The organism is Actinomycetota bacterium (genome assembly GCA_004297305.1).
Classification (GTDB): domain Bacteria; phylum Actinomycetota; class Actinomycetes; order S36-B12; family FW305-bin1; genus FW305-bin1.
This window is the reverse complement of record SCTR01000007.1, coordinates 281,588-304,093: the sequence shown is the minus strand read 5'-3', so window position 1 is coordinate 304,093 and position 22,506 is coordinate 281,588. Positions and strand designations below refer to the sequence as shown.

Here is a 22,506-nt window from a genome sequence, read left to right as displayed (position 1 = left end):
GGCGGGCGGTCCTAGCCCCGCGGTACGGCGAACGCCAGCAACCGCGCGGTCCCCGGCTGCAGCTGCGACCACGGCACCGTGACGCCGAGCAGAGCCAGCCCGCACGTCGGGTACCTGGCCGGCGCCGCGCCATCGGTCAGCTCGTCGACCAGGGCGTGGCAGCCCGGGTTGTGTCCGACCAGCACCACCGTGGTCGCCGTCTGGTCGACCTCGCGGAGGACGGCGTACAGCTGCTCGGTCGTCGCGTCGTAGATCCGGTCGTCGTACGACGCCGTCACGGCACTAGGCAGCTGGGCGCTCACCAGCTCCCAGGTCTGCCGGGTGCGGGTGGCCGGGGAGACGACGGCGAGGTCCGGCGCCCCGGCCTGTGCCGCGATCCAGCGACCGGCCTCCGGCGCATCTCGGCGACCTCGCGCGGCCAGCGGCCGGTCCTGGTCGGCGACGCCGGCCGGCCAGTCCGACTTGGCGTGCCGCAGCACGAGCAGGTTCCGTTCGGCGAGGGCGTCGCTCGACGCGAGCGGCTCGGACATCTCAGCCGCCCTGGCTGTGGACACCGCCGTCGACGTGCACGATTTCCCCTGTCGTACGAGGGAACCAGTCCGACAGCAGCGCGGCGCAGCCGCGTGCCGCCGGTTCCGGGTCGTCCAGATCCCAGCCGATGGGCGCCCGGGTGCTCCACACGGACTCGAAGTCCTCGAAGCCCGGGATGCTCTTGGCGGCCATGGTGCGGATAGGTCCGGCGGCGACGAGGTTCACGCGCACCCCGCGGGGGCCGAGCTCCCGGGCCAGGTAGCGCGCGGTCGACTCGAACGCTGCCTTCGCCACCCCCATCCAGTCGTACTTGGGCCAGGCCACCGTCGCGTCGAAGTCCAGGCCGACCACGGAACCGCCCGAAGCGGGGAACAGCGGCAGGCACGCCATGGACAGGGCCTTCAGGGAGTACGCCGACACGTGCAACGCCGTCGCCACGTCCTCCCAGGAGGTGTTGACGAAGTTGCCGCCGAGAGCGGCCTCCGGCGCGAAGGCGACCGCGTGCAGCACGCCGTCCAGGCCGTCGACGTGCGCGGCGAGGCGGTCGCCCAGTGCGGCCAGGTCGTCCTCGGAGGTGACGTCCAACGGGATCACCGGGGCCGGAGTCGGCAACCGGCCGGCGACCCGTTCGGTGAGCCGCTGCGCCCGGCCGAACGACGACAACACGACCGTGGCGCCCTCCTGCTGGGCCAACCGGGCCACGTGCCAGGCGATCGACTGGTCGGTCAGCACGCCGGTGATCAGCAGTCGCTTGCCCTCGAGCAGGCCCATGGGACGTTCCCTTCGTACCGACCGGTGCCCTCGTGGTCGACCGGTGCTGTCGCTGCCCGGCCGGTGCGGTGACCGGCCGGTTCGGCCGCTCGGCTAGTGGCCCATCGCCGCGCCGCCGTCCACGGCGATGACCGCGCCGTTGACGTAGCCGGCATCCTCGCTGGCCAGGAACGTCACCACGGACGAGACCTCGTGCAGCTGCGCGAACCGCCGGGCCGGCACCCGGGCCATGATGTCGGCCGACCGCTCGGCGGGCAGCGTCGCGGTCAGGTCGGTCTCGACGTACCCCGGCAGTACGACGTTGATCGTGATGTTGCGCGGCGCCAGTTCGTAGACCAGCGACCGGGCCAGGCCCACGAGGGCCGCCTTCGACGCGGCGTAGTTCGAGGCGCCGGGCGCACCCAGATAGCCCAGCACGCTGGAGATGAAGATCATGCGGCCGGACCGGCGGCGCATCATCGAGCGTGCTGCCCGGCGTGCCACCCGCATGGTGCCGACGAGGTTTGTCTCGATGACCTCCGCGATCGCCTCGTCGGACAGCCGCACCAGGAGCGCGTCGCGGGCGATGCCGGCATTGGCGACCAGCACGTCGACCGGTCCGACCTCCGCCTCGATCCAGTCGAAGGCCGCCTCGACCGACGCGGTGTCGGTCACGTCGCACTGCACCGCCCGCAGGCCCTCCGGCGGAGGCCCGCTGCGGTGCGTGACCACCACGGTGTCGCCCAGCGCGTCGAACGCCCGCGCGATCCCGAGGCCGATCCCCCGGTTCCCCCCGGTGACCAGGACAACGCGACTCACCCGGACCTGCCTCCTCGCGCCCTGCCATCCGCCAATCGGCGCCCGGTCGGGCGCCCGGCAGACCGTACCGGCTACCGATTGGTAGACCGGGCACGCCGCGGCGGCGTGCCCTCGACGGCCTGCCCGGCGTCGGCTCCGGCGTGCCCACCGCGGCGTGCCCGGCCGCGGCGTGCTGACTGCGGCATGCGCCCCTCGCGGCCGGTCCGGCGGCTGCGGGCGTTCAGTCCAGGCAGAACTCGTTGCCCTCCGGGTCAGCCATCACGATGAAGCCGGCGCTCATCGGCGGTGCCGGCTCGAACCGGCGGGTCCGGGTAGCGCCGAGCGCGACCAGTCGCGCGCATTCGGCTTCCAGCGCGGCCATCCGCTCGTCGCCGGCCAGCCCGGGGGCGGCTCGCACGTCCAGGTGCACCCGGTTCTTGGCGGTCTTGCCCTCGGGCACCTGCTGGAAGAACAGGCGCGGTCCGTGGCCGTCGGGGTCCTCGATGGCCGAACGGCTGTTGCGTTGCTCCGCCGGTACGCCGATCCCGGCCAGGAAGTCGTCCCACGCCGCCAGCGGATCGTCCCCGGCGCTCAGCGCCACCCCGGGCGGCCCGGGGTGGACGTAGCCGAGCGCCTCCCGCCAGAAGATCGACAGCGCCCTCGGGTCGTGGGCGTCGAAGGTGACCTGCAGCTGGCGACTCATCGGCTCGCTCCTTCTGATCAGCCGGTGGTGATCCGGCGCCCGCTAGCCTGGCCCTGCCATGCGCACCGAACGCGGCTTCGACCGGCTGGTCAACTTCAGCGACGCTGTGGTGGCCATCGCGATCACTCTGCTGGTCCTGCCGCTGGTCGATCTGGAGATTCCCGAGGGGCACAGCGCGTGGGACCTGTTCGCCGACAGCGACGGCCGGGCGCAGTCGGAGATCCTGGCGTTCATCCTGTCCTTCTACGTGATCGCGCAGCTGTGGCTCGGCCACCACCGGATCTTCGAGGACTTCCGCAGCTACGACTCCGGCCTGGCCCGGCTCAACCTGCTGTGGCTGGTCTCCATCGTCTTCCTGCCGTTCCCGACGTCCATGCTCGGCGAAGAGGATCCGGCGTTCAGCAACGGTGTCGGCGTCCTCTACCTGCTCAACCTCGCGCTGGCCTCGGCCAGTCTGGCCCTGCTCACCCAGTACGCCGAGCGCCATCCGCAGCTGCTGGACCCGCGGTTGCGGGATCGCCCGCGCGTGCCCTGGTACTGGGAATGGGCCTTCGTGGGCTACTTCCTCGCCGTGGCGGTCGTCTGCCTCTTCGCCCCTGCCGTCGCGATCTGGCTGATGATCGGTGTGCTGGTCGTCGGTGTTTCGCAGGGCCGCATGACGTCCCGGGTACGGCGGCAGTCGGACAATGACGCCGCTGCGGCTGCAGGTCCTGCCGCGGTCGACGAGCCGCCCCCGGGAGCCACCGCATGACCCGTCCGGTCGACAGCGCCCATCCGATCGACAGGGCCCATCCGATCGACCCGGAGTTCGCCGCCCTCCCGTTGACCGCCTGCGCCGACGCCGCCCTGGCGCGCGCCGCGGAACTGGGCGCCAGCCACGCCGATGTCCGGATCGTCAGCACCCGGACCGCGACCGCGACGGTCCGCGACGCCCGGCCGGAAAGCAGTGTCGACGACGTCGATCTCGGTCTGGCCGTGCGCGTGATCCACGACGGCTGCTGGGGCTTCGCCTCGGCCGACCTGATCTCGGTCGAGGCGGCCGTCGCACTCGCCGAGCGGGCGGTGGCGCTGGCCCGGGTCAGCCGGCCGCTGACCACCGCCCGGGTGGAACTGGCGGCAGAGCCGGTGCACACCGGCACCTGGGTCTCGGCGTACGACGTCGACCCGTTCGCCGTTCCGGAGGCCGAGCGGATCGCGCTGCTGGTCGACCGCAGCGCCGGGTTGCTGGCCGCCGCCGGTGTCGACCACGTCGACGCACAGTTCATGGCGGTCAAGGAGCGTGTGCTGTACGCCGACCTTGCCGGGACGCAGACGCTGCAGCAACGGGTCCGTCTCGACGTCGACTGGACGGCCGTCGCCGTCGACCCGGTGACCGGCGCCTTCGAGTCGATGCGGACCTGCGCGCCGCCGGTAGGCCGGGGCTTCGAACACCTCACCGGCGGCCCCGGCTGCTGGGACTTCGACGCCGAGCTCGCACGATTGCCGGAGTTGTTGGCCGCCAAGGTCCGCGCCCCGTCGGTGACGCCCGGCCGCTACACGCTGCTGATCGATCCCAGCAATCTCTGGCTGACCATCCATGAATCGGTGGGACACGCCACCGAACTGGACCGGGCGCTGGGGTACGAGGCCAACTACGCCGGCACCTCGTTCGCGACCCCGGACCTGCTCGGGCAACTGCGATACGGCTCGCCGCTGATGACCGTCACCGGAGACCGTACCGTCGAGCACGGCCTGTCCACCGTGGGCTGGGACGACGAAGGCGTTGCAGCGCAGTCATTCGATCTCGTCCGGGACGGCACGCTGGTCGGCTATCAACTGGACCGGGCCATGGCCGCCGAGTTCGGGCTGCCGCGCAGCAACGGGTGTGCGTACGCCGACTCCGCCGGGCACACCGCGATCCAGCGGATGCCGAACGTGTCGCTGCAGCCGGACCCCGATGGTGGTGACGTGGCTGCCCTGGCCGCCGGGATCGAGGACGGCATCTACGTCGTCGGCGACCGCAGCTGGTCCATCGACATGCAGCGCTACAACTTCCAGTTCACCGGTCAGCGCTTCTATCGCATCCGGTCCGGCCGGATCGCCGAACAGGTGAAAGACGTGGCCTACCAGGCGACGACGACGGACTTCTGGGGCTCGCTGATCGCGCTGGGAGGCCCGTCGACGTACCTGCTCGGCGGCGCCTTCAACTGCGGTAAGGGGCAGCCCGGGCAGGTGGCCCCGGTGTCGCACGGCTGCCCGGCCGCAGTATTCGAGAACGTGAACGTGCTCAACGGCGCCGCCGAGGCCGGCCGGTGAGCGGCCCGCTGTCGGCGCAGGAGATCGTCGCGCGATGCCTCGCCCTGTCCACCGCGGACGGTTGTGTGGTCGTGGTGCGCGAATCGTGGCAGGCGAACCTGCGGTGGGCTCGAAACACCCTGACCACCAACGGTGAGGGGGCATCGAGGAGTGTGACGGTGTTGTCGTTCGTCGGCAGCTCCGGTGGCGGTCGGACCGGTACGGCGGTCGGCGCTGTCAATCGCAGCGGGGTCACCGTCGCGGAGCTGGCCGATCTCGTCGAACGGTCGCAAGCGGCCGCGGCTGCAGCGGATCCGGCCGAGGACGCCTCCCCACTGCTGGACCGCTCGACGGGTACGGCCGCCGCCGTGGACTGGACCGAACCGCCGGGGACGACCAGCGGCGGGGTGTTCGGCACGATCGCGCCGGTGCTCGGCGACGTGCTGGCGGCCGGTCGCGCCGACGGCATCGAACACTTCGGGTACGCCGAACACAGCGTGGCCACGACGTACGTCGGCTCGTCGACCGGGCTGCTGCTGCGGCACGTCCAGCCGGAAGGCCGGCTCGAGCTCACCGCGAAATCGCACCAGCGCAGCCGCTCCACGTGGGCCGGCATCCCGACCCGGGACTTCGCCGGTATCGACCTGCCCGCCACCGACGCCGGCCTGCGCCGGGCCCTGCAATGGCAGGCCCGCACGGTCGACATCGCCCCTGGCCGGCACGCGGCGTTGCTGTCGCCGAGCGCAGTGGCCGACCTGATGATCGACCTCTACTGGTCCGCCGGCGGCCGCGACGCCGCACAGGGCCGCAGCGTGTTCAGCCGACCGGGAGGCGGCACCCGGATCGGCGAGGCGCTCTCGCCGCAACCGTTCGACCTGGTCAGCGACCCGGCGATGCCGGGCCTTCAGTGCTCGCCGTTCGAGCTGGTCACCTCGTCGTCGGAGTCGGCCTCGGTCTTCGACAACGGGTTGCCGCTGCGGCGGACCGAATGGCTGCACGCGGGCCGGCTGCGTGGCCTGCTGACCTCACGGTTCACCGCACGCGAGTGCGACCTGCCGGTCAATCCCGGCATCGACAACCTGTCCCTGTCGCTGCCCGGCGCCGGCGGAGATCTGGCAGATCTGGTCTCGCGCAGCGACTCCGGGCTGCTGGTGACCTGCCTGTGGTACAACCGCGTCGTCGATCCTCAGACGCTGTTGCTGACCGGGCTGACGCGCGACGGGGTGTACCTGGTGTCCGACGGCGAGGTCGTCGGCAGCGTCGGGAACTTCCGGTTCAACGACTCCCCGGTCGACATGCTGCGGCGGACCACCGACGCGGGCGCGACGACGCCCACCCTGGCCCGGGAGATGGGTGACTACTTCAATCGCGCTGCCATGCCGCCGTTGCGCGTCGCCGACGTCAACTTCTCGACCCGCAGCGATGCCGTCTGACGCCGTCAGACGCCGTCGCACCGGACGAGCCGGCTGGACGTACCGTGGTGGGGCGCAGCCAGCTGCGGCGGAGGGAGTCATGGTGACCGGACGTGGATCCGAGCATGTGTACCGGATCACCGACGCCCGGCGTGGCCTGTCCGTCGAGCAGGCCGGCCGGACCCGGCGCTATCTGGTCTCGATGGGCATCCGGACCGTCTGTTTCCTCGGCGCGATCATCACGCCCGGTTGGCCGCGTTGGCTGCTGGTCCTCGGCGCGGTCTGCCTGCCCTACCTCGCCGTGGTCATGGCCAACGGCGGTCGGGAGAACGAGGACGCTCCCCCGGTCGGACCGCTGCTGCCCCAGCCGGATCCGCAACTCGGGCCGGGCACCGTCGGATCCGGGCCGGCAGGCGGTACCTCCAGCACACCGTGATCGCGCCGTAACCATCAGTGCTGGGAAACTCTGGCTCGGCGGGCGGCTGGCCTCTACTGTCGGGTCGTCGCGATCCGACGTCGGGAGGTCCCATGTCGACGGTCAACGAAACCGGTCAACCGCAGCCGACGTACCGCACCGGTGGCGTCCGCACGATCGCCATTCTGGTCATCGTGGCCGGCGCGATCCTGCTCGTCGCCGGGGTGGTCACCTACGGGGTGGTGAGTTCGACGCTGGCAGCGCAGAAGATCACCGTGTCCGACGACGCCACGCACTTCGCCGGCCAGTCGGTGACACAGCCCTGGCAGGCGTACGCCGAAGCCGAGGCGATCGCCGGGCACGCGGAGAAGATCGCCGGTGGCAAGACGTATGCCGAACTCCCGCAGGGTGATCCGAACCGGGACTCGGTGATGACGGCGTCGTTCCTGCAGGCGTCGCTGTTCACCTCGGTGGTCGCGTTCGGCGTCGCGGCGATGGCAGCCGGCCTCGGTGCCGTGGTCATCCTGATCGGAGTCGCTCTGCTGCTGGTGATCCGCCGACCGGTGGCCGCGACCGTCGTCAGCGACACCGAGCGCGGCGAACCGGCGCACGCCGCCAGCTGACCCGCTGCCGTTCGCAAGCGGCCCCCGTCGCCTGGGCGGGGCTCAGCCGCCGATGGCCGACATCGGCCGTTCCGGCTGGGCGAAGCCCGCCTCGCCGATGCCGTGCCCGGCCCGTTTGGCCCACATCGCGGCGCGGATGACGTCCGCCAGCGCGGCATCGGAGGCACCGCTGCGCAGCAGGTCGCGCAGCGGCGACTCCTCACGGGCGAACAGGCAGTTGCGGACCTGCCCGTCGGCGGTGAGCCGCACCCGGTCGCACGCTGCGCAGAAGGGCTGGGTGACCGACGCGATCATGCCGATCCGGCCCGGGCCCAGCCCCGCGCCCGGGTCCGCGGCGAGGAAGGTCTCGGCCGGCGCGCTGCCCCGCAGCCGGCCGGGGTCGGGCTGGACGGACAGCTGCGTGCGCAGCAGGCCCAGGATCTCGTCCCCGGTGAGCATCGCGGTGCGGTCCCAGCCGTGCTGGGCGTCCAGCGGCATCTGTTCGATGAACCGCAGTTCGTAGTCGTGGCGCAGCGCGAAGCGCACGAGGTCGACCGCCTCGGCGTCATTGCTGCCGCGGACCAGCACGGCGTTGAGCTTCACCGGGGTCAACCCGGCGCTTCGGGCCGCCGTCAGGCCGGCGAGGACGTCGTCCAGCCGATCCCGGTGGGTCAGCTGGATGAAGCGCTGCCGGTCCAGGGTGTCCAGGCTGACGTTGACGCGGTCCAGTCCGGCGGCGGCCAACGGCTCAGCGAGGGCCGTCAGCCCGATGCCGTTGGTGGTCAGCGAGATCCGAGGTCGTGGCGTCATCCCGGCGACGGCGGCGACGATGTCCACCAGGCCGGGGCGCAGGAGCGGTTCCCCGCCGGTGAATCGCACGTCGTCGACGCCCAGACCCACCATGACCGCGACCACCCGGACGACCTCGTCGTCGGTGAGCAGCTCCTGCCGCGGCAGCCAGGGCAGACCCTGCTCGGGCATGCAGTAGCTGCAGCGCAGGTTGCAGCGATCGGTCAGCGACACCCGCAGATCCCGCCCAGCCCGACCGAACTGGTCCAGCAGCACGGTCACCTCCGGGGCAGCGAGTCGGCAAACCGGCTCTGGGTGAGCCGGTTTGCCGCGCGGTGGGCCGACGCCGCGGTCGGCGCGCGTCTGGGGCGGGGCTAGGCTCCTGCAGTGCTCGCCTTGCTGCGCACCCGTCGTTGGCTCGGCTTCACCGTAACCGTTCTGCTGGCGATCGTCGCCTTCGGTCTGCTGAGCCGCTGGCAGTGGTCGCGCGCGGAGGCGAAGCGAGCCGAGCGGGCAGCGGTCGTCGACCGCAGCGCGCATGGCGCCACCCCCATCGACCAGGTGCTCGCCGCCACCGATGCCTCCGGCACAGCTGTGACGGGCGCTGGCGAGCTGGGCGCGGACGTCGAATGGCGTTCGGTGACCGCGACCGGGCGCTACGAGCCGGCCAGCACGGTCCTGGTCCGCAAGCGCCCGCTGAACGGGGCGAACGGCTTCTGGGTCGCCACCGCGCTGCGGACCGACACCGGCCGGCTGTTGTGGATCAACCGGGGCTGGATCCCGGCCACCGCGGACGCCACGGCGGTCCAGCGGGCACCCGACCCGCCTGCCGGCCTGGTGACGGTGACCGGCCGGCTGCGGGCGCCGCAGAGCGGCCCGTCGGCCCAGCCGCGTGACCTGCCCGCCGGTCAGGTGACCGACCTCGACATCGCCATGCTCAGCCGGCGCGACGACGCGGCGGCGGACAACGGCACGACCGCGTCGGCGTCGGGTGGCGGCTCGCCGGTGTATCCGGCGTACCTGGAACTGACCGGCAGCGATCCGGCCGACAGCGCCGCGCTCACGGTGCTGCCGCCGCCTGACATCGACGACACCCGCAACCTCTCGTATGCCGTGCAGTGGATCCTGTTCGCGCTGGTCGCCGTGGTCGGCTGGGGATTCTTCCTGCGCCGCGAGGCACGCGAGGACGCCCGTGCCGGCGCACAGCACACCTCCTCCGGCCCGCCGCCCCCGGCCGGCTGACCTCGCGGCGACGGGCGGGATCGGCCGGATCGGCGGTACGACACACCACCCTGCTGGCGTCCTCGCGCGACTCCCGCCGCCGGCTGCGGCACCATGACCGGCATGGATCTGGGTCTGGCAGGACGCGCGTTCGTCGTCACCGGGGGGTCGCGGGGGCTCGGCCTGGCCGCGGCGTACACGCTGCTGGAGGAAGGCGCCCAGGTCGTCATCGCCGGGCGCGACGAGGAGTCGCTGGCCGAGGCGACCCACGCGCTCGGGCACAGCGGGCAGGTGGTGGCGTTGGCCGCCGACCTCGCCGACCCGTCGGCGGCTGAGCGCCTCGTCGCCGGTGCCGTGGCCCGGTTCGGCCGCATCGACGGTGCCCTGCTCAGTGTCGGGGGACCGCCGCCCGGCACGGCGCTCACCGTCACCGACGAGGCGTGGCGCAGCTCGTTCGAGTCGGTCTTCCTCGGCCCGTTGCGGGTGGCCCGCGCGATCAGCGCGGCGATCACGTCGGACCCGGCGGCGCTGACCGGGACGGAGGGATCGCTGGTCTTCGTCCTGTCCAGCAGTGTCCGCAACCCGATCGCGGGACTGTCGGTGAGCAACGGCCTGCGGCCGGGCCTGGCGATGGTGGTCAAGGACCTCGCCGACGAGCTCGGCCCGCGGGGCGTCCGGGTCAACGGGATGCTGCCGGGGCGGCTGGCCACCGACCGGACCTTCGCCATCGACGCCCGGGTCGGCTCGCCGGACATGGTGCGCCGGCGCAACGAGGTGGCCATCCCGCTCGGCCGGTACGGCGAGCCAGCCGAGTTCGCCGCTGCCGCGGCCTTCCTGCTGTCCCCGGTCTCGTCCTACGTCACCGGCTCGATGCTCGCGGTGGACGGCGGTTCGACGCGGTCGATCTGATCGGCCGGCCACGACGCAGCCTGGCCGGCGAACTGGGTCCGGTAGAGGTCGGCGTACAGGCCGCCGTGGGCCAGCAGCTGGGCGTGGCTGCCCCGCTCGACCACCTCCCCGTCGTCCACGACCAGGATGAGGTCCGCCTCGCGGATCGTTGACAGCCGGTGGGCGATGACCAGCGAGGTACGACCGGTCAGCGCGGTGTCCAGCGCACGTTGGACGGCCAGCTCGCTCTCGCTGTCCAGGTGGGCCGTCGCCTCGTCCAGGACGACGACCGCCGGCGCCTTCAGCAGCAGCCGAGCCAGCGCGAGCCGTTGCTTCTCCCCGCCGGACAGCCGGTAGCCGCGGTCACCGACGACCGTGTCGAGGCCGTCCGGCAAGGCGGCGAGCAGATCGGCGACCTGGGCGTCGCGGCAGGCCGCGAGCAGTTGGGCCTCGGTGGCGTCAGGTCGGGCGTAGAGCAGGTTGGCCCGGATCGTGTCGTGGAACATGTGGGCGTCCTGCGTCACGACGCCGACGGTGCGCTGCAGCGAGGCCGCCGACAGGTCCCGGACGTCGACCCCGCCCACCCGGACGGCGCCGGCGGTGACGTCGTAGAGCCGCGACACCAGGGCGGTGATCGTCGTCTTGCCGGCGCCTGACGGGCCGACCAGGGCGACGAGCTGCCCAGGCGCAGCGGTAAAGCTCACGTCGTGCAGGACCTGTTGCGGGACAGCACGTCCGGTGGTGCGCGCGACCGACTCCAACGAGGCCAGCGACACTTCGTCCACACTCGGATAGCGGAATGCCACGTGCTCGAACTCCACCGCGACCGGACCGGCCGGCAACGGCTGGGGCCGCTCGGGTTCGGCCACCAGGGGCGGCAGGTCGAGCACTTCGAAGACGCGCTCGAAGGACACCAGTGCGGTCATCACGTCCACCCGGACGTTGGACAGCGCGGTCAACGGGCCGTACAGCTGGCCGAGCAGGGCCGCCAGGGCCAGCAGCGTGCCCAGGGTCAGCGTCCCGTTGATCACCAGGTTGCCGCCGACGCCGTACACCAGGGCCGTCGCCAGCATCGCGACCAGCGTCAGGGCGGTGAAGAAGTACCGGTTGGCCATCGCGATACGGACGCCGATGTCCCGGACCCGACCCGCCCGCCCGGCGAAGACCTCGTCCTCCTCGGCCGGCCGACCGAACAGTTTCACCAGCAGCGCGCCGGCGACGTTGAACCGTTCGGTCATCTGGGTGCTCATCTCGGCGTTCAGCTGCATCTGTTCCCTGGTGAGCGCCTGCAGCCGGCGACCCATCCAGCGCGCCGGCAGCAGGAACAGCGGGAGCAGCACCAGCGCCGCGATGGTGATCTGCCAGGACAGCCACAGCATCGTGGCCAGCGTCACCACGACACTGATGAGGTTGCCGACCAGACCGCTGAGGGTGGAGGTGAACGCCTGTTGCGCACCGACGACGTCGTTGTTGAGGCGCGAGACCAGGGCTCCGGTCTGGGCCCGGGTGAAGAACGCGACCGACTGCGCCTGGACGTGTGTGTAGACGCGGGTTCGCAGGTCGAAGATGAGGCCCTCGCCGATCCGGGAGGACACCAGCCGTCCCAGCAGGCCGAGTCCGGCATCGGCGAGGGCCAAAACGACCACGAGCAGGGCGCAGACCGTCACGACCGTGCTGTTGCCGACGCTGATCCCGTCGTCGACGATCCGCTTGAACAGCAACGGCTGCGCCACCCCGAGCACCGCCTCGATCACCAGGATCACGAGGAATCCGGCGACCAGAGCGCGGTAGGGGCGAGCGAACCCGAGGATCCGCCGGAACGTCGCCCGGCTGACCCGCCGGTTCTTGACCGACGAGTCGCGGGTGTACGACCGCAGCGTGCTCCAGGAATTGTGCTGGGCCATGCCTGCCTTTCCGTGACCGCCGGCCAGGTTCGTGCGGACCTGTCGCAGGCCAACCCGCGGTACGCCGGATCCCTTCCCGATTCAGCCGTCAGTGTGCCGCCGCGGCGTACCGGCGGCCGGTCGGTTCGGCTGGTCGACAGTCAGGCCAGGTTGATCGTCAGGCCTTCTTGCCGCGCGTCGCGCCACCGCGGCCCCGTAGTGCCACACCGGATTCGGACAGGATGCGGTGCACGAAACCGTAGGAGCGGCCCGATTCGCTGGCCAGCTCGCGGATACTGCGTCCGGCGGCGTACTTCTTCTTGAGGCTCTCGGCCAGCTTGTCCCGCTCCGTGCCGGTGACCCGGCGACCCTTGCCCAGCTCAGCCACGACAACCTCCCGGTCGGTCCGCCGGGGCTGAAGGCCACCGGCCCATGCGCCCACGCGCCCAGTGCGGCCCATGATCCTTCAGGTGGTCCCGCTCCGCTACCCGTCGCCGAGCGTCACGCCAGCGAGATCAGGTCGGCGTAGTCCGGCGTCCAGTGGTCCTCCACGCCGTCCGGCAACAGCAGGACCCGTTCGGGCGCCAGGGCGGCCACCGCGCCTTCGTCATGGGTCACCAGCACCACGGCGCCGCGGTAGGCCCGCAATGCACCGAGCACCTCGTCGCGGCTCGCGGGGTCGAGGTTGTTCGTCGGTTCGTCCAGCAGCAGGACGTTGGCGCTGGACACCACCAGCGTGGCGAGCGCGAGCCGGGTCTTCTCCCCGCCGGACAGCACCCCGGCGGGCTTGTCGACCTCGTCGCCGGTGAACAGGAACGAACCGAGGACTCGCCGGGCCTCGGTGGCCGGCAGTTCCGGTGCGGCCGTGCGCATGTTCTCCAGGACCGTCCGGGACGTGTCCAGCGTTTCGTGCTCCTGGGCGTAGTACCCCAGCCGCAGGCCGTGCCCGGCCACGACCGCACCGGTGTCCGGCGGGTCGATTCCGGCGAGGATGCGCAGCAGTGTGGTCTTGCCGGCGCCGTTGAGCCCCAGCACGACGACCCGTGAGCCACGGTCGATGGCGAGGTCGACGTCGGTGAAGATCTCCAACGACCCGTACGAGCGGGACAGGCCGGTCGCGCTCAGCGGGGTCCGGCCGCAGCTGGCCGGCTCGGGGAAGCGCAGCCGCGCCACCCGGTCGGCCTGCCGGGTGTCCTCCAGCGTGGCGACCAGCCGCTCGGCCCGCCGCAGCATCCCCTGGGCGGCCTTGGCCTTGGTGGCCTTCGCGCGCATCCGCTCGGCCTGGTCCTTCAGCGCCGCGGCCTGCTTCTCGGCGTTCGCCCGTTCCCGTCGGCGCCGCCGCTCGTCGGTCTCGCGCTGCTCGAGATAGGTCTTCCACCCGACGTTGTAGACGTCGATCACCGCGCGGGTGGCGTCGAGGTGGAAGACCCGCGTGACGGTCGTGTCGAGCAGGGCGACGTCGTGGCTGATCACCACCACCCCGCCGGCGTACGAGGACAGGAAGTCCCGCAGCCAGATCACCGAATCCGCGTCCAGGTGGTTGGTGGGCTCGTCCAGCAGCAACGTCTGCGCGCCACTGAACAGGATTCGCGCCAGTTCGACGCGACGCCGTTGACCGCCGGACAGCGTCGCCAGCGGCTGGCTGAGGATGCGGTCGGGCAGGCTCAGGCTGGAGGCGATCGCGGCCGCCTCGGATTCCACGGCGTATCCGCCGAGGGACTCGAACTCGGCGGTGGCCCGCTCGTACCGGCGCATGGCCTGCTCCCGGCGCTGCGGATCGTCGCTGGCCATCAACTCGGCTGCCTCGCGCATCCGGCGGGTGACCTCCACCAGTCCCCGGGCAGACAGCACCCGGTCGCGGGCCAGGACGTCGAGGTCCCCGGTCCGGGGGTCCTGCGGGAGGTAACCGACTGTGCCCGAACGGGTCACCGTCCCGGCAGCCGGTTGTGCCTGGCCGGCCAGCACCTTCGTGAGCGTCGTCTTGCCGGCGCCGTTGCGTCCGACCAGGCCGACCTTGTCACCGGGAGCGACCCGGAAACTCGCCTCGGCCAGCAGCAGCCGGGAGCCGGCGCGCAACTCCACGTCGGTGGCGACGATCACGCGGGAATTCCTCGCAGGCGTTGGCGGCGCAGGGCGCCGGGAGACGGGCGACTCAGACGTTGAAGCCGAGTGCGCGCAGCATCTCGCGGCCGTCGTCGGTGATCTTGTCCGGCCCCCACGGCGGCATCCAGACCCAGTTGATCCGGAAGTCCTTCACCAGGCCGTCCAGCGCCGCCCGGGTCTGGTCCTCGATGACGTCGGTCAGCGGGCAGGCCGCGGAGGTGAGCGTCATGTCGAGCGTCGCGACGTTGTCGTCGTCCACGGCAACGCCGTACACCAGGCCGAGGTCGACCACGTTGATCCCCAGTTCGGGGTCGACGACGTCCTTGAGGGCTTCGACCAGGTCGTCGGACGAGGTGGTCGTGGTGGTGTCGGTCATGGCGTCGTACTCCCTACGGATCGGGCCGCTCCGGCCGCGTCGAGCGCTACGGTCACCGCGTCCTGCCAGGCCATCCACGACAGCAGCGCGCATTTCACCCGCGCCGGGTAGCGGGACACCCCGTGGAACGCCACGGCGTCACCGAGCACCTCGTCGTCGGGTTCACCGTCGCCCCGGCTGTGCATGAGGGCGAGAAACTCCTGCTGGACGCGTTCGGCCTCCGGCAGCGTCATCCCGACCAGCTGGTCGTACAGCACGCTGGCGCTGGCCTGCGAGATCGAGCAGCCGGCACCCTCGTAGGAGACGTCCGTGACCACCGGCTCGGCGTCGCCGGACAGGCTGACCCGCAACGTGATCTCGTCGCCGCAGGTGGGGTTGACGTGATGCACCTGAGCGTCGAACGGCTCGCGCAGCCCGCGCCCGTGCGGGTGCTTGTAGTGGTCGAGGATGATCTCCTGGTACAGCTGCTCCAGCTGCATCAGCTGACTCCGAAGAAGCTACGGGCGGCGTGGACGCCGTCGACGAGGGCCTCGACGTCGTCGGGGCCGTTGTACAGGTAGAAGGTCGCCCGTGTGGTGGCCGGCACACCCATCCGCCGCACCACCGGCCAGGCGCAGTGGTGCCCGACGCGGACCGCGACGCCGCGGTCGTCGAGTACCTGGCCGACGTCGTGGGGATGGATCCCGTCCACCACGAACGAGATCGCGCCACCGCGGTCGACCGTCGTGGTCGGGCCGACGATCCGCAGCCCCGGCACGCCGGCCAGGCCCTCGAGAGCCAGCGCGGTCAGCGCCTCCTCGTGGGCGGCGACGGCGGTCATCCCGACGGCGGACAGGTAGTCCACGGCGGCGCCGAGGCCGACCGCCTGCGCCATCATCGGCACGCCGGCCTCGAATCGTTGCGGCGGAGCGGCGAACGTCGTCCGCTCCATCGTGACCACCTCGATCATCGAGCCGCCGGTCAGGAACGGCGGCATGGCGGCCAGCAGTTCCGGACGGCCCCACAGGCAGCCGATCCCGGTGGGGCCCAGCATCTTGTGCCCACTCCACGCCACGAAGTCCACGCCGAGTGCCGCGACGTCGATCGGATGGTGCGGGACCGACTGGCACGCGTCGAGCAGCACCAGCGCGCCCACCTCGCGGGCGCGGGCCACGATCGCATCGAGCGGATTGATAGTGCCGAGAATGTTGGACTGATGCACCACCGCGACGATCTTGGTGCGCGGGCCGATGACGGAGCCGACGTCGGACAGGTCGAGGCGGCCGGAGTCGGTGAGGCCGAACCACTTCAGGGTCGCGCCGGTCTTCAGCGCCAGTTCCTGCCAGGGTACGAGATTGGCGTGGTGCTCCATCTCGGTGACGACGATCTCGTCACCTTCGCGCAGCGCGAACCGGTCCGCCCCGTCCGGCAACGCGGCGCGGTGTCGGGCCTTGTCGGTGGTGTTGGAGAACGCGTACGCGACCAGGTTGATCGACTCCGTGGCGTTCTTGGTGAACACGATCTCGTCCTCGGCCGCACCGACGAACGCCGCGACGCGGCGCCGCGCGGACTCGTAGGCCTCGGTGGCCTCTTCGGCCAACTGGTGAGCGCCGCGGTGAGCGGCGGCATTGTGCTGCTCGTAGAAGGCACGCTCGGCGTCGAGGACCTGCCGCGGCTTCTGCGACGTCGCGCCGGAGTCCAGGTAGACCAGCCGGCGGTCACCGCGCACCGTCCTGGCCAGCAGCGGGAAATCGCGCCGCAGCCGCTCGACGTCGAGCAGCCGGCCGGCGGCCGCGGTGGTGGCGGTCATGCCGGCGCTCGCAGGTAGCGCTCGTAGCCTTCGGCCTCCAGCCGGTCCGCCAGTTCCGGGCCGCCTTCCTCGACGATGCGGCCGTCGACGAACACGTGGACGAAGTCCGGCTGGATGTAGCGCAGGATCCGGGTGTAGTGGGTGATCAGCAGCGTGCCGGTCGTCCCGGTCGCCCGGACCCGGTTCACCCCTTCGCTCACCGCGCGCAACGCGTCGACGTCCAGCCCGGAGTCGGTCTCGTCCAGGATGGCGATGCCGGGGCGCAGCAGTTCCAGCTGCAGGATCTCGTGCCGCTTCTTCTCCCCGCCGGAGAAACCCTCGTTGACGTTGCGCTCGGCGAACTGGGCGTCGACCCCGAGCTCGTCCATCGCGGCCTTCATCTCCTTGACCCACAAGCGCAGCTTCGGCGCCTCGCCGCGGACCGCGGTGACCGAGGTGCGCAGGAAGTTGGAGACCGACACCCCCGGGACCTCGACCGGATACTGCATCGCCAGGAAGATCCCGGCCCGCGCCCGGGCATCGACGCTCATCGCCAGGACGTCGGCACCGTCGAGCGTGACCGATCCGCCGGTGACGGTGTACTTCGGATGTCCGGCAACCGAATACGCCAGCGTGGACTTGCCCGAACCGTTGGGTCCCATGATCGCGTGCGTCTCGCCGGCGCCGACGGTGAGGTCGACACCCCGGAGGATCTCGCGCGGACCCGTCTCGGTCGAGACCGTGACGTGCAGGTCGCGGATCTGCAGGGTGGACATCGAATCTCCTCAGTACGTGGATCGGCGCGGGCTTCCGGCCGTGGGTCAGTCGGTCAGGGGGTCCGGCCGGTCGTCGCCGGCTGCTGCGGCCGGGTCGGGTCCGAACCGCCCGAGCCGGTCGTCGACGTTGCGCAGCAGCCGATCCCGCAGGCCGTCGTCGCCGATCCGGGCGATGATGTCGGCGAAGAAGCCGTGCACCACCAGCCGACGGGCGACGTTCTCCGGAATGCCGCGGGCCTGCAGGTAGAACAGTTGCTCGTCGTCGAACCTTCCCGTGGCACTGGCGTGACCGGCGCCGACGATCTCGCCGGTCTCGATCTCCAGGTTCGGTACCGAGTCCGCGCGAGCGCCGTCGGTGAGCAACAGGTTGCGGTTCATCTCGTACGTCGAGGTGCCGACGGCTGACGCGCGGATCAGTACGTCGCCGACCCAGACGGTGCGGGCCTTCGCACCCTGCAGGGCGCCCTTGTACAGCACGTCGCTGCGGCAGTGCGGTACGGCGTGATCGACCAACAGCCGATGCTCCAGATGCTGCCCGGCGTCGGCGAAGCAGACCCCGAGCAGGTTCGCCTCGCCGCCGGGTCCGGCGTACCGGACGCTCGTGGTGACGCGCACCAGGTCGCCACCGAGGGAGACCACCACGTGCCGCAGCCGGGCGTCGCGACCGATCAGCGCCGCGTGCGCGAGGACATGGCTGCTGCCTTCGTCCCAGTCCTGGATGCTGACCACGGTGAGGTCCGCACCGTCGCCGACGGCGATCTCGACGTTGCCGCCGACGGTGCCCGCACCGGTGTGGTCGAGCACGACCAGACCGCTGGCGTGGGCCCCGGCCTCGATCAGCACGTGGGTGTACTGCACGCCGCCGGTGCCCCGCAGCGCCACCAGGGCGGAGGCGCCGGTCGCCTCTCGGGGGATGCGGGCCGCCAGCACCGAGCCGGCCCGCTCGTACGCCACAGCGGACGCGCGATCGGCAGGGGTGAGGACGGCCCCGAACGCCGGGTCGTCGCGCCGCACGGTCGCCACCGACGCGCCATCGGCCTGCCAGCTGACGTCCGGCTCGCCGTCAGCGGGCTGACCGTCCAGCAGCGGCCGCAGCCGGGACGTCGGGGTGAACCGCCAGTCCTCCTCCCGGCCGGAGGGGACCGGGTGGTCGGCGAGCTGGGCCGATACGACCCGGGTGGCCTTGGTCGCCGGCGGCGTCATGGTGGAAACCGACATCAGCCGACCGCACCTTCCATCTGCAGCTCGATGAGGCGGTTCAGCTCCAGGGCGTACTCCATCGGCAGTTCGCGGGCGATCGGTTCGATGAAGCCGCGCACGATCATCGCCATCGCCTCGTCCTCGGTCAGGCCGCGCGACATGAGGTAGAAGAGCTGGTCCTCGCTCACCTTCGACACCGACGCCTCGTGCCCCATCGACACGTCGTCCTCCCGGACGTCGACGTACGGGTAGGTGTCGGACCGGCTCACGTCGTCGACCAGCAGCGCGTCGCAGCGCACCGTGCTGCGGGAGCCGTGTGCCCCGGGCTGGACCTGGACCAGCCCGCGGTACGACGTCCGCCCTCCCCCGCGGGCCACCGACTTCGACACGATCGACGAGGAGGTGTTCGGCGCGGCGTGGACCATCTTCGAGCCGGCGTCCTGGTGCTGCCCCTCGCCGGCGAAGGCGATCGACAGGGTCTCGCCCTTGGCGTGCTCACCCATCAGCCACACCGCCGGGTACTTCATGGTGACCTTCGAGCCGAGGTTCCCGTCGATCCACTCCATCGTCGCGCCGGCGTGGGCGAACGCCCGCTTGGTGACGAGGTTGTAGACGTTGTTCGACCAGTTCTGGATGGTCGTGTAGCGGCAGCGGGCACCCTTCTTGACGATGATCTCGACGACCGCCGAGTGCAGCGAGTCGCTGGAGTAGATCGGTGCGGTACAGCCTTCGACGTAGTGCACGTACGCGCCCTCGTCGACGATGATCAGCGTCCGTTCGAACTGGCCCATGTTCTCGGTGTTGATCCGGAAGTACGCCTGCAGCGGGATCTCGACCTGCACACCCTTGGGTACGTAGATGAACGAACCGCCCGACCACACCGCGGTGTTCAGTGCCGAGAACTTGTTGTCGCCCGCCGGGATCACCGACCCGAAGTTCTCCCGGAACACGTCCTCGTGCTCGCGCAACCCGGTGTCGGTGTCGAGGAACAGCACGCCCTGCTCCTCGAGGTCCTCCCGGATCTTGTGGTAGACGACCTCGGATTCGTACTGTGCCGCAACGCCGGCGACGAGGCGCTGCTTCTCGGCCTCGGGGATCCCGAGCCGGTCGTACGTGTTCTTGATGTCCGCCGGCAGGTCCTCCCAGGAGGCGGCCTGCGACTCGGTGGAACGCACGAAGTACTTGATGGTGTCGAAGTGAATCCCCGACAGGTCCCCACCCCAGGCCGGCATGGGCTTGCGCTCGAAGATGCGCAGACCCTTCAGGCGCATCTGGAGCATCCACTCCGGCTCGCCCTTCTTGGCGCTGATGTCGCGGACGACCTCCTCGGACAGCCCGCGCCGCGCCGATGCCCCGGCGGTGTCGGTGTCGCTCCAGCCGTACTCGTAGCGGCCGAGGCCCTCGAGATCCTGCGATGCGGTCATGACGACGTGACCCTTCGACGTGGTGGAGCAGTACCGGCCTGGACGTGGGTGGTGCAGACACCGTCGCCGTGCGCGATCGTGGCCAACCGCAGCACGCGGGTGCCCAGCAGGCGCTCGAAGGCCTCGGTCTCGGCTTCGCACAACTGCGGGAACTCAGCGGCGACGTGCTCGACCGGGCAGTGATGCTGGCACAACTGGGCGCCTGCTCCCCCGACGTGAGCGACCGCGGCCGCCGCGTAGCCGTCGGCGCTGAGCAACTCGGCGAGGGTCTCGGCGCGTTCGATCGGATCGGCGACGGCGGCCAGCCGGGCCGCATAGCGGCGTTCCAGCTCGGCCACCCGGTGGCGGGCGAAGCCGGCGACGGCCTCGTCGCCGGCGGTCTCGGCCAGGTAGCGCAGCGCGCCGACCGCGAGGTCGTCGTACGCCTGGTCGAATGCCTCGCGACCGGCCGGCGTGAGCGAGTAGACCCGGGCTGGCCGGCCCCGGCCTCGTGACGGCGCCGGTCCGTACGGCGCCCGATCCCCGACATCGGCGTAGCCCTCGGCCACGAGCACGTCGAGGTGCCGACGCACCGCTGCGGCGGTCAGCTCGAGTCGCTCCGCGAGCGCAGCAGCGGTCGCCGGGCCCCCGTCCAACAGGACGCGGGCGACCCGGGCGGGTGCGCCGGCGAGGATTTTCACAACGCAAGTATGACCTAAATCCCGGTGAGGCGGGCCGCCGGGGGCGATCGGCCCGGCACAGAACGGGCACGGGCACCGAGTGAGCCCGGGCACCGAACGAGCCCGGGCACCGAACGAAGCGGCCCCTAGACTCGACCGCCGTGACCGACGGCCCCGCTGTCCGGGTGACCGGCCTGGTGAAGAGCTACGGCGACCGCGAGGTGCTGCGCGGGCTGTCGTTCACCGCGCCCCGAGGTGCGGTCACCGCGTTGCTCGGGCCCAACGGCGCGGGCAAGTCGACCGCCATCGAGGTGTGTGTGGGTCTTCGCCGGGCCGACGCGGGCTCGGTCAGCGTGCTCGACCGCGACCCGCAGCACGACGGCGCGCAGCTGCGGCCGCGGGTCGGGATGATGCTGCAGGCCGGCGGGATCCCCAGCGGCGCGCGCGCAGCTGAGTTCGTCGGGCATGTGGCGTCGTTGTACGCCGACCCGCTCGCGGCCGGCCCGCTGTTGCGCGTGCTGGAGCTGGACCGGCTCGGCCGTACGACGTTCCGCCGGATGAGCGGTGGCGAGCAGGCGCGGCTGCGGCTGGCCTGCGCGATCGTCGGCCGGCCGGAACTGGTCTTCCTCGACGAGCCCACCGCCGGGCTCGATCCGGAAGGACGAGACCTGGTGTGGGAGTTGGTGTTGGCGCTGCGGGCGGCGGGTGTCTCGGTCGTGCTGTGCACCCATCACCTGGACGAGGCCGAGCGGCTGGCCGACCACGTCGTGATCGTCGACGGCGGGGTCACAGCGGCTACCGGCGCCACGGCCGAGCTGACAGGCGCCGCGGCCACCGACTCCCTCAGCTTCCGGGCCGGCGCGCACCTGGACGTCGCCGGACTGGAACGGGCGCTGCCGGCCGGCCACGCCGTCCGTGAGACCGCCGTCGGTAGCTACCGCGTCGACGGTCACGTCGATCCGCAGACGCTGGCGGCCGTCACCGCCTGGTGCGCGCAGCACGGCGTGATGGCCGCGGACCTGCGCATCGGACGGCGCAGCCTCGAGGACGTGTACCGGGCCGCGACCGGCGGGACGCTGCCGTGACGGCCGGCTCGATGCCGGGGATGGGGTCGCTGCAGCCGTCACCCGGTGCCGCCCCCGCGGGCCGGATGGTGTGGTCGCAGGCGAGGTTCGAGCTGCGGCTGCTGCTGCGCAACGGCGAACAGGTGCTGCTGACCCTCGTCATCCCGCTGGTCCTGCTGGTCGTGCTGTCCAACGTCGGTGTCGTCGACCTCGGCGCGCCGGGCACCGGTCGCCGCGTGGACGTGGTGACCCCGGGGATCCTCGCGCTGGCGGTGATCTCGACGGCCTTCACCGCCCAGGCGATCGCGCTGGGCTTCGACCGGCGGTCGGGGGTGCTGCGGCTGCTGGCGACGACGCCGCTGCCGCGCTGGGCGCTGGTCGGCGGCCGCACGCTGGCGGTCCTGGCGATCGAATGCCTGCAGGTCGCCGTAATCGTCGTGGTCGCCTTGCTGCTCGGCTGGCATCCGCAGGGCTCACCGGTGGCCGTCGTCGGCCTCCTGGTGGCCGGCACCGCGGCGTTCAGTGCCTGGGGCATTGCCCTGGCCGGCCTGCTGCGGGCCGAGGCGACGCTGGCCGTCGCCAATGCCGTGTACCTGGTGTTCCTCTTGGGCGGGGCCACGGTGATCCCGTTGGCCAGCCTGCCGGCCGGCCTGGCGAACGTCGTTCGCTGGCTGCCGTCCGCCGCCCTCGGCGACGGGTTGCGCGAGGTGCTCGTCTTCGGCAATCCGGCCACTGCGCAGATCGGGCTGCTGCTGTTGTGGGCGGCCGGCGGAGCGCTGCTGGCGGCCCGCACCTTCCGGTGGGACTGACGGCCCGGTGGGACTGCGGGCCCGGCGGGACTGAGGGCCCGGTGGGACTGCGGGCCCGGCG

24 protein-coding genes are annotated in these 22,506 nt (G+C 71.6%); 9 read left to right on the top strand and 15 right to left on the bottom strand.

All coding sequences use genetic code 11. The features are described 5' to 3' along the window. Nucleotides 1–11 precede the first annotated feature (11 nt). The 4 genes from EPO13_07080 to EPO13_07065 all read right to left on the bottom strand — a co-directional run bounded on the left by EPO13_07080 (nt 12) and on the right by EPO13_07065 (nt 2,782). On the bottom strand, nt 12–530 hold the full coding sequence (locus tag EPO13_07080) for a histidine phosphatase family protein (GenBank protein TAK69620.1): 519 nt from the start codon (nt 528–530) through the stop codon (nt 12–14). Nucleotide 531: 1 nt separating this feature from the next. Then, a complete protein-coding gene (gene fabI, locus EPO13_07075) occupies nt 532–1,302 on the bottom strand; it encodes an enoyl-[acyl-carrier-protein] reductase FabI (protein ID TAK69619.1) in 771 nt (256 codons plus the stop codon). A gap of 93 nt (nt 1,303–1,395) precedes the next feature. After that, complete coding sequence (locus EPO13_07070) at nt 1,396–2,100, bottom strand: SDR family oxidoreductase (protein TAK69618.1); 705 nt, start codon at nt 2,098–2,100, stop codon at nt 1,396–1,398. Between the two features lie 220 nt (nt 2,101–2,320). Beyond that, a complete protein-coding gene (locus EPO13_07065; protein ID TAK69617.1) occupies nt 2,321–2,782 on the bottom strand; it encodes a VOC family protein in 462 nt (153 codons plus the stop codon). Nucleotides 2,783–2,840: 58 nt separating this feature from the next. Here EPO13_07065 and EPO13_07060 point away from each other — a divergent pair, with 58 nt between their 5' ends. The 5 genes from EPO13_07060 to EPO13_07040 all read left to right on the top strand — a co-directional run bounded on the left by EPO13_07060 (nt 2,841) and on the right by EPO13_07040 (nt 7,506). Further along, on the top strand, nt 2,841–3,533 hold the full coding sequence (locus EPO13_07060) for a DUF1211 domain-containing protein (GenBank protein TAK69616.1): 693 nt from the start codon (nt 2,841–2,843) through the stop codon (nt 3,531–3,533). After that, entirely contained in the window at nt 3,530–5,077 is a 1,548-nt protein-coding gene (locus tag EPO13_07055) for a TldD/PmbA family protein (GenBank protein ID TAK69615.1), read from the top strand. The genes EPO13_07060 and EPO13_07055 overlap by 4 nt, the downstream gene beginning before the upstream one ends. Beyond that, nucleotides 5,074–6,489 (top strand): TldD/PmbA family protein, encoded by a 1,416-nt coding sequence (locus EPO13_07050; GenBank protein ID TAK69614.1) that lies wholly within the window; start codon nt 5,074–5,076, stop codon nt 6,487–6,489. Before EPO13_07055 ends, EPO13_07050 begins: the two co-directional genes overlap by 4 nt. Nucleotides 6,490–6,568: 79 nt before the next feature. Next, entirely contained in the window at nt 6,569–6,904 is a 336-nt protein-coding gene (locus tag EPO13_07045) for a DUF3099 domain-containing protein (protein TAK69613.1), read from the top strand. Nucleotides 6,905–6,996: 92 nt separating this feature from the next. Continuing rightward, nucleotides 6,997–7,506, top strand: a complete 510-nt coding sequence (locus tag EPO13_07040; protein TAK69612.1) for an aromatic ring-opening dioxygenase LigA — start codon at nt 6,997–6,999, stop codon at nt 7,504–7,506. 42 nt (nt 7,507–7,548) lie between these two features. Here EPO13_07040 and moaA read toward each other — a convergent pair whose 3' ends face one another. Continuing rightward, nucleotides 7,549–8,814, bottom strand: a complete 1,266-nt coding sequence (moaA, locus tag EPO13_07035; GenBank protein TAK69611.1) for a GTP 3',8-cyclase MoaA — start codon at nt 8,812–8,814, stop codon at nt 7,549–7,551. Between moaA and EPO13_07030 the strand changes: the two genes are divergently transcribed. Together EPO13_07030 and EPO13_07025 are read left to right on the top strand one after the other, a co-directional pair. Beyond that, nucleotides 8,662–9,516, top strand: coding sequence for an SURF1 family protein (locus EPO13_07030; protein ID TAK69610.1), 855 nt, complete (start codon nt 8,662–8,664; stop codon nt 9,514–9,516). The genes moaA and EPO13_07030 overlap by 153 nt on opposite strands. Nucleotides 9,517–9,618: 102 nt before the next feature. Further along, the gene (locus EPO13_07025) at nt 9,619–10,404 is read left to right on the top strand and encodes an SDR family oxidoreductase (GenBank protein TAK69609.1); all 786 of its coding nucleotides are present in this window, start codon (nt 9,619–9,621) and stop codon (nt 10,402–10,404) included. Here EPO13_07025 and EPO13_07020 read toward each other — a convergent pair. From EPO13_07020 to EPO13_06975, 10 genes are all read right to left on the bottom strand, one after another. Continuing rightward, a complete protein-coding gene (locus EPO13_07020) occupies nt 10,350–12,287 on the bottom strand; it encodes an ABC transporter ATP-binding protein (GenBank protein TAK69608.1) in 1,938 nt (645 codons plus the stop codon). The two genes, EPO13_07025 and EPO13_07020, sit on opposite strands and share 55 nt — an antisense overlap. Nucleotides 12,288–12,444: 157 nt before the next feature. Continuing rightward, nucleotides 12,445–12,708 (bottom strand): hypothetical protein, encoded by a 264-nt coding sequence (locus EPO13_07015; protein ID TAK69766.1) that lies wholly within the window; start codon nt 12,706–12,708, stop codon nt 12,445–12,447. A gap of 59 nt (nt 12,709–12,767) precedes the next feature. After that, nucleotides 12,768–14,366, bottom strand: coding sequence for an ABC-F family ATP-binding cassette domain-containing protein (locus EPO13_07010; protein TAK69607.1), 1,599 nt, complete (start codon nt 14,364–14,366; stop codon nt 12,768–12,770). A gap of 52 nt (nt 14,367–14,418) precedes the next feature. Next, on the bottom strand, nt 14,419–14,745 hold the full coding sequence (locus EPO13_07005; protein TAK69606.1) for a metal-sulfur cluster assembly factor: 327 nt from the start codon (nt 14,743–14,745) through the stop codon (nt 14,419–14,421). Further along, entirely contained in the window at nt 14,742–15,224 is a 483-nt protein-coding gene (locus EPO13_07000) for an SUF system NifU family Fe-S cluster assembly protein (protein ID TAK69605.1), read from the bottom strand. The genes EPO13_07005 and EPO13_07000 overlap by 4 nt, the downstream gene beginning before the upstream one ends. Continuing rightward, complete coding sequence (locus tag EPO13_06995) at nt 15,224–16,534, bottom strand: cysteine desulfurase (protein ID TAK69604.1); 1,311 nt, start codon at nt 16,532–16,534, stop codon at nt 15,224–15,226. The genes EPO13_07000 and EPO13_06995 overlap by 1 nt, the downstream gene beginning before the upstream one ends. Continuing rightward, nucleotides 16,531–17,289 carry a Fe-S cluster assembly ATPase SufC gene (gene sufC / locus EPO13_06990; GenBank protein TAK69603.1) on the bottom strand — a complete coding sequence of 253 codons (759 nt, stop codon included), beginning with the start codon at nt 17,287–17,289 and terminating at the stop codon, nt 16,531–16,533. The genes EPO13_06995 and sufC overlap by 4 nt, the downstream gene beginning before the upstream one ends. Nucleotides 17,290–17,334: 45 nt before the next feature. Further along, complete coding sequence (gene sufD / locus EPO13_06985) at nt 17,335–18,507, bottom strand: Fe-S cluster assembly protein SufD (GenBank protein ID TAK69602.1); 1,173 nt, start codon at nt 18,505–18,507, stop codon at nt 17,335–17,337. Continuing rightward, entirely contained in the window at nt 18,507–19,913 is a 1,407-nt protein-coding gene (sufB, locus tag EPO13_06980; GenBank protein ID TAK69601.1) for a Fe-S cluster assembly protein SufB, read from the bottom strand. The genes sufD and sufB overlap by 1 nt, the downstream gene beginning before the upstream one ends. Beyond that, entirely contained in the window at nt 19,910–20,641 is a 732-nt protein-coding gene (locus EPO13_06975; protein ID TAK69765.1) for a transcriptional regulator, read from the bottom strand. The genes sufB and EPO13_06975 overlap by 4 nt, the downstream gene beginning before the upstream one ends. A 92-nt stretch (nt 20,642–20,733) precedes the next feature. On the opposite strand from EPO13_06975, the gene EPO13_06970 reads away from it, so the two are divergent. Continuing rightward, nucleotides 20,734–21,657, top strand: a complete 924-nt coding sequence (locus tag EPO13_06970; GenBank protein ID TAK69600.1) for an ABC transporter ATP-binding protein — start codon at nt 20,734–20,736, stop codon at nt 21,655–21,657. Nucleotides 21,658–21,668: 11 nt separating this feature from the next. Then, a complete protein-coding gene (locus tag EPO13_06965; GenBank protein TAK69764.1) occupies nt 21,669–22,445 on the top strand; it encodes an ABC transporter permease in 777 nt (258 codons plus the stop codon). Nucleotides 22,446–22,506: the final 61 nt, after the last annotated feature.

Excerpts from the sequence above, each read along its gene's own strand:
- EPO13_07065 (TAK69617.1), bottom strand. The coding sequence starts at position 2,782 with ATGAGTCGCCAGCTGCAGGTCACCTTCGACGCCCACGACCCGAGGGCG.
- EPO13_07025 (TAK69609.1), top strand. The coding sequence starts at position 9,619 with ATGGATCTGGGTCTGGCAGGACGCGCGTTCGTCGTCACCGGGGGGTCG.
- fabI (TAK69619.1), bottom strand. The coding sequence starts at position 1,302 with ATGGGCCTGCTCGAGGGCAAGCGACTGCTGATCACCGGCGTGCTGACC.
- sufD (TAK69602.1), bottom strand. The coding sequence starts at position 18,507 with ATGTCGGTTTCCACCATGACGCCGCCGGCGACCAAGGCCACCCGGGTC.
- moaA (TAK69611.1), bottom strand. The coding sequence starts at position 8,814 with ATGCGCGCTGCGGTCGACGACCGCTGCCCGCTCGGCTCGCTTCGCCTC.
- EPO13_07020 (TAK69608.1), bottom strand. The coding sequence starts at position 12,287 with ATGGCCCAGCACAATTCCTGGAGCACGCTGCGGTCGTACACCCGCGAC.
- EPO13_07045 (TAK69613.1), top strand. The coding sequence starts at position 6,569 with ATGGTGACCGGACGTGGATCCGAGCATGTGTACCGGATCACCGACGCC.
- EPO13_06965 (TAK69764.1), top strand. The coding sequence starts at position 21,669 with ATGCCGGGGATGGGGTCGCTGCAGCCGTCACCCGGTGCCGCCCCCGCG.
- EPO13_06995 (TAK69604.1), bottom strand. The coding sequence starts at position 16,534 with ATGACCGCCACCACCGCGGCCGCCGGCCGGCTGCTCGACGTCGAGCGG.
- EPO13_07000 (TAK69605.1), bottom strand. The coding sequence starts at position 15,224 with ATGCAGCTGGAGCAGCTGTACCAGGAGATCATCCTCGACCACTACAAG.
- EPO13_07080 (TAK69620.1), bottom strand. The coding sequence starts at position 530 with ATGTCCGAGCCGCTCGCGTCGAGCGACGCCCTCGCCGAACGGAACCTG.
- EPO13_07040 (TAK69612.1), top strand. The coding sequence starts at position 6,997 with ATGTCGACGGTCAACGAAACCGGTCAACCGCAGCCGACGTACCGCACC.
- EPO13_07005 (TAK69606.1), bottom strand. The coding sequence starts at position 14,745 with ATGACCGACACCACCACGACCACCTCGTCCGACGACCTGGTCGAAGCC.
- EPO13_07060 (TAK69616.1), top strand. The coding sequence starts at position 2,841 with ATGCGCACCGAACGCGGCTTCGACCGGCTGGTCAACTTCAGCGACGCT.
- sufB (TAK69601.1), bottom strand. The coding sequence starts at position 19,913 with ATGACCGCATCGCAGGATCTCGAGGGCCTCGGCCGCTACGAGTACGGC.
- sufC (TAK69603.1), bottom strand. The coding sequence starts at position 17,289 with ATGTCCACCCTGCAGATCCGCGACCTGCACGTCACGGTCTCGACCGAG.
- EPO13_07055 (TAK69615.1), top strand. The coding sequence starts at position 3,530 with ATGACCCGTCCGGTCGACAGCGCCCATCCGATCGACAGGGCCCATCCG.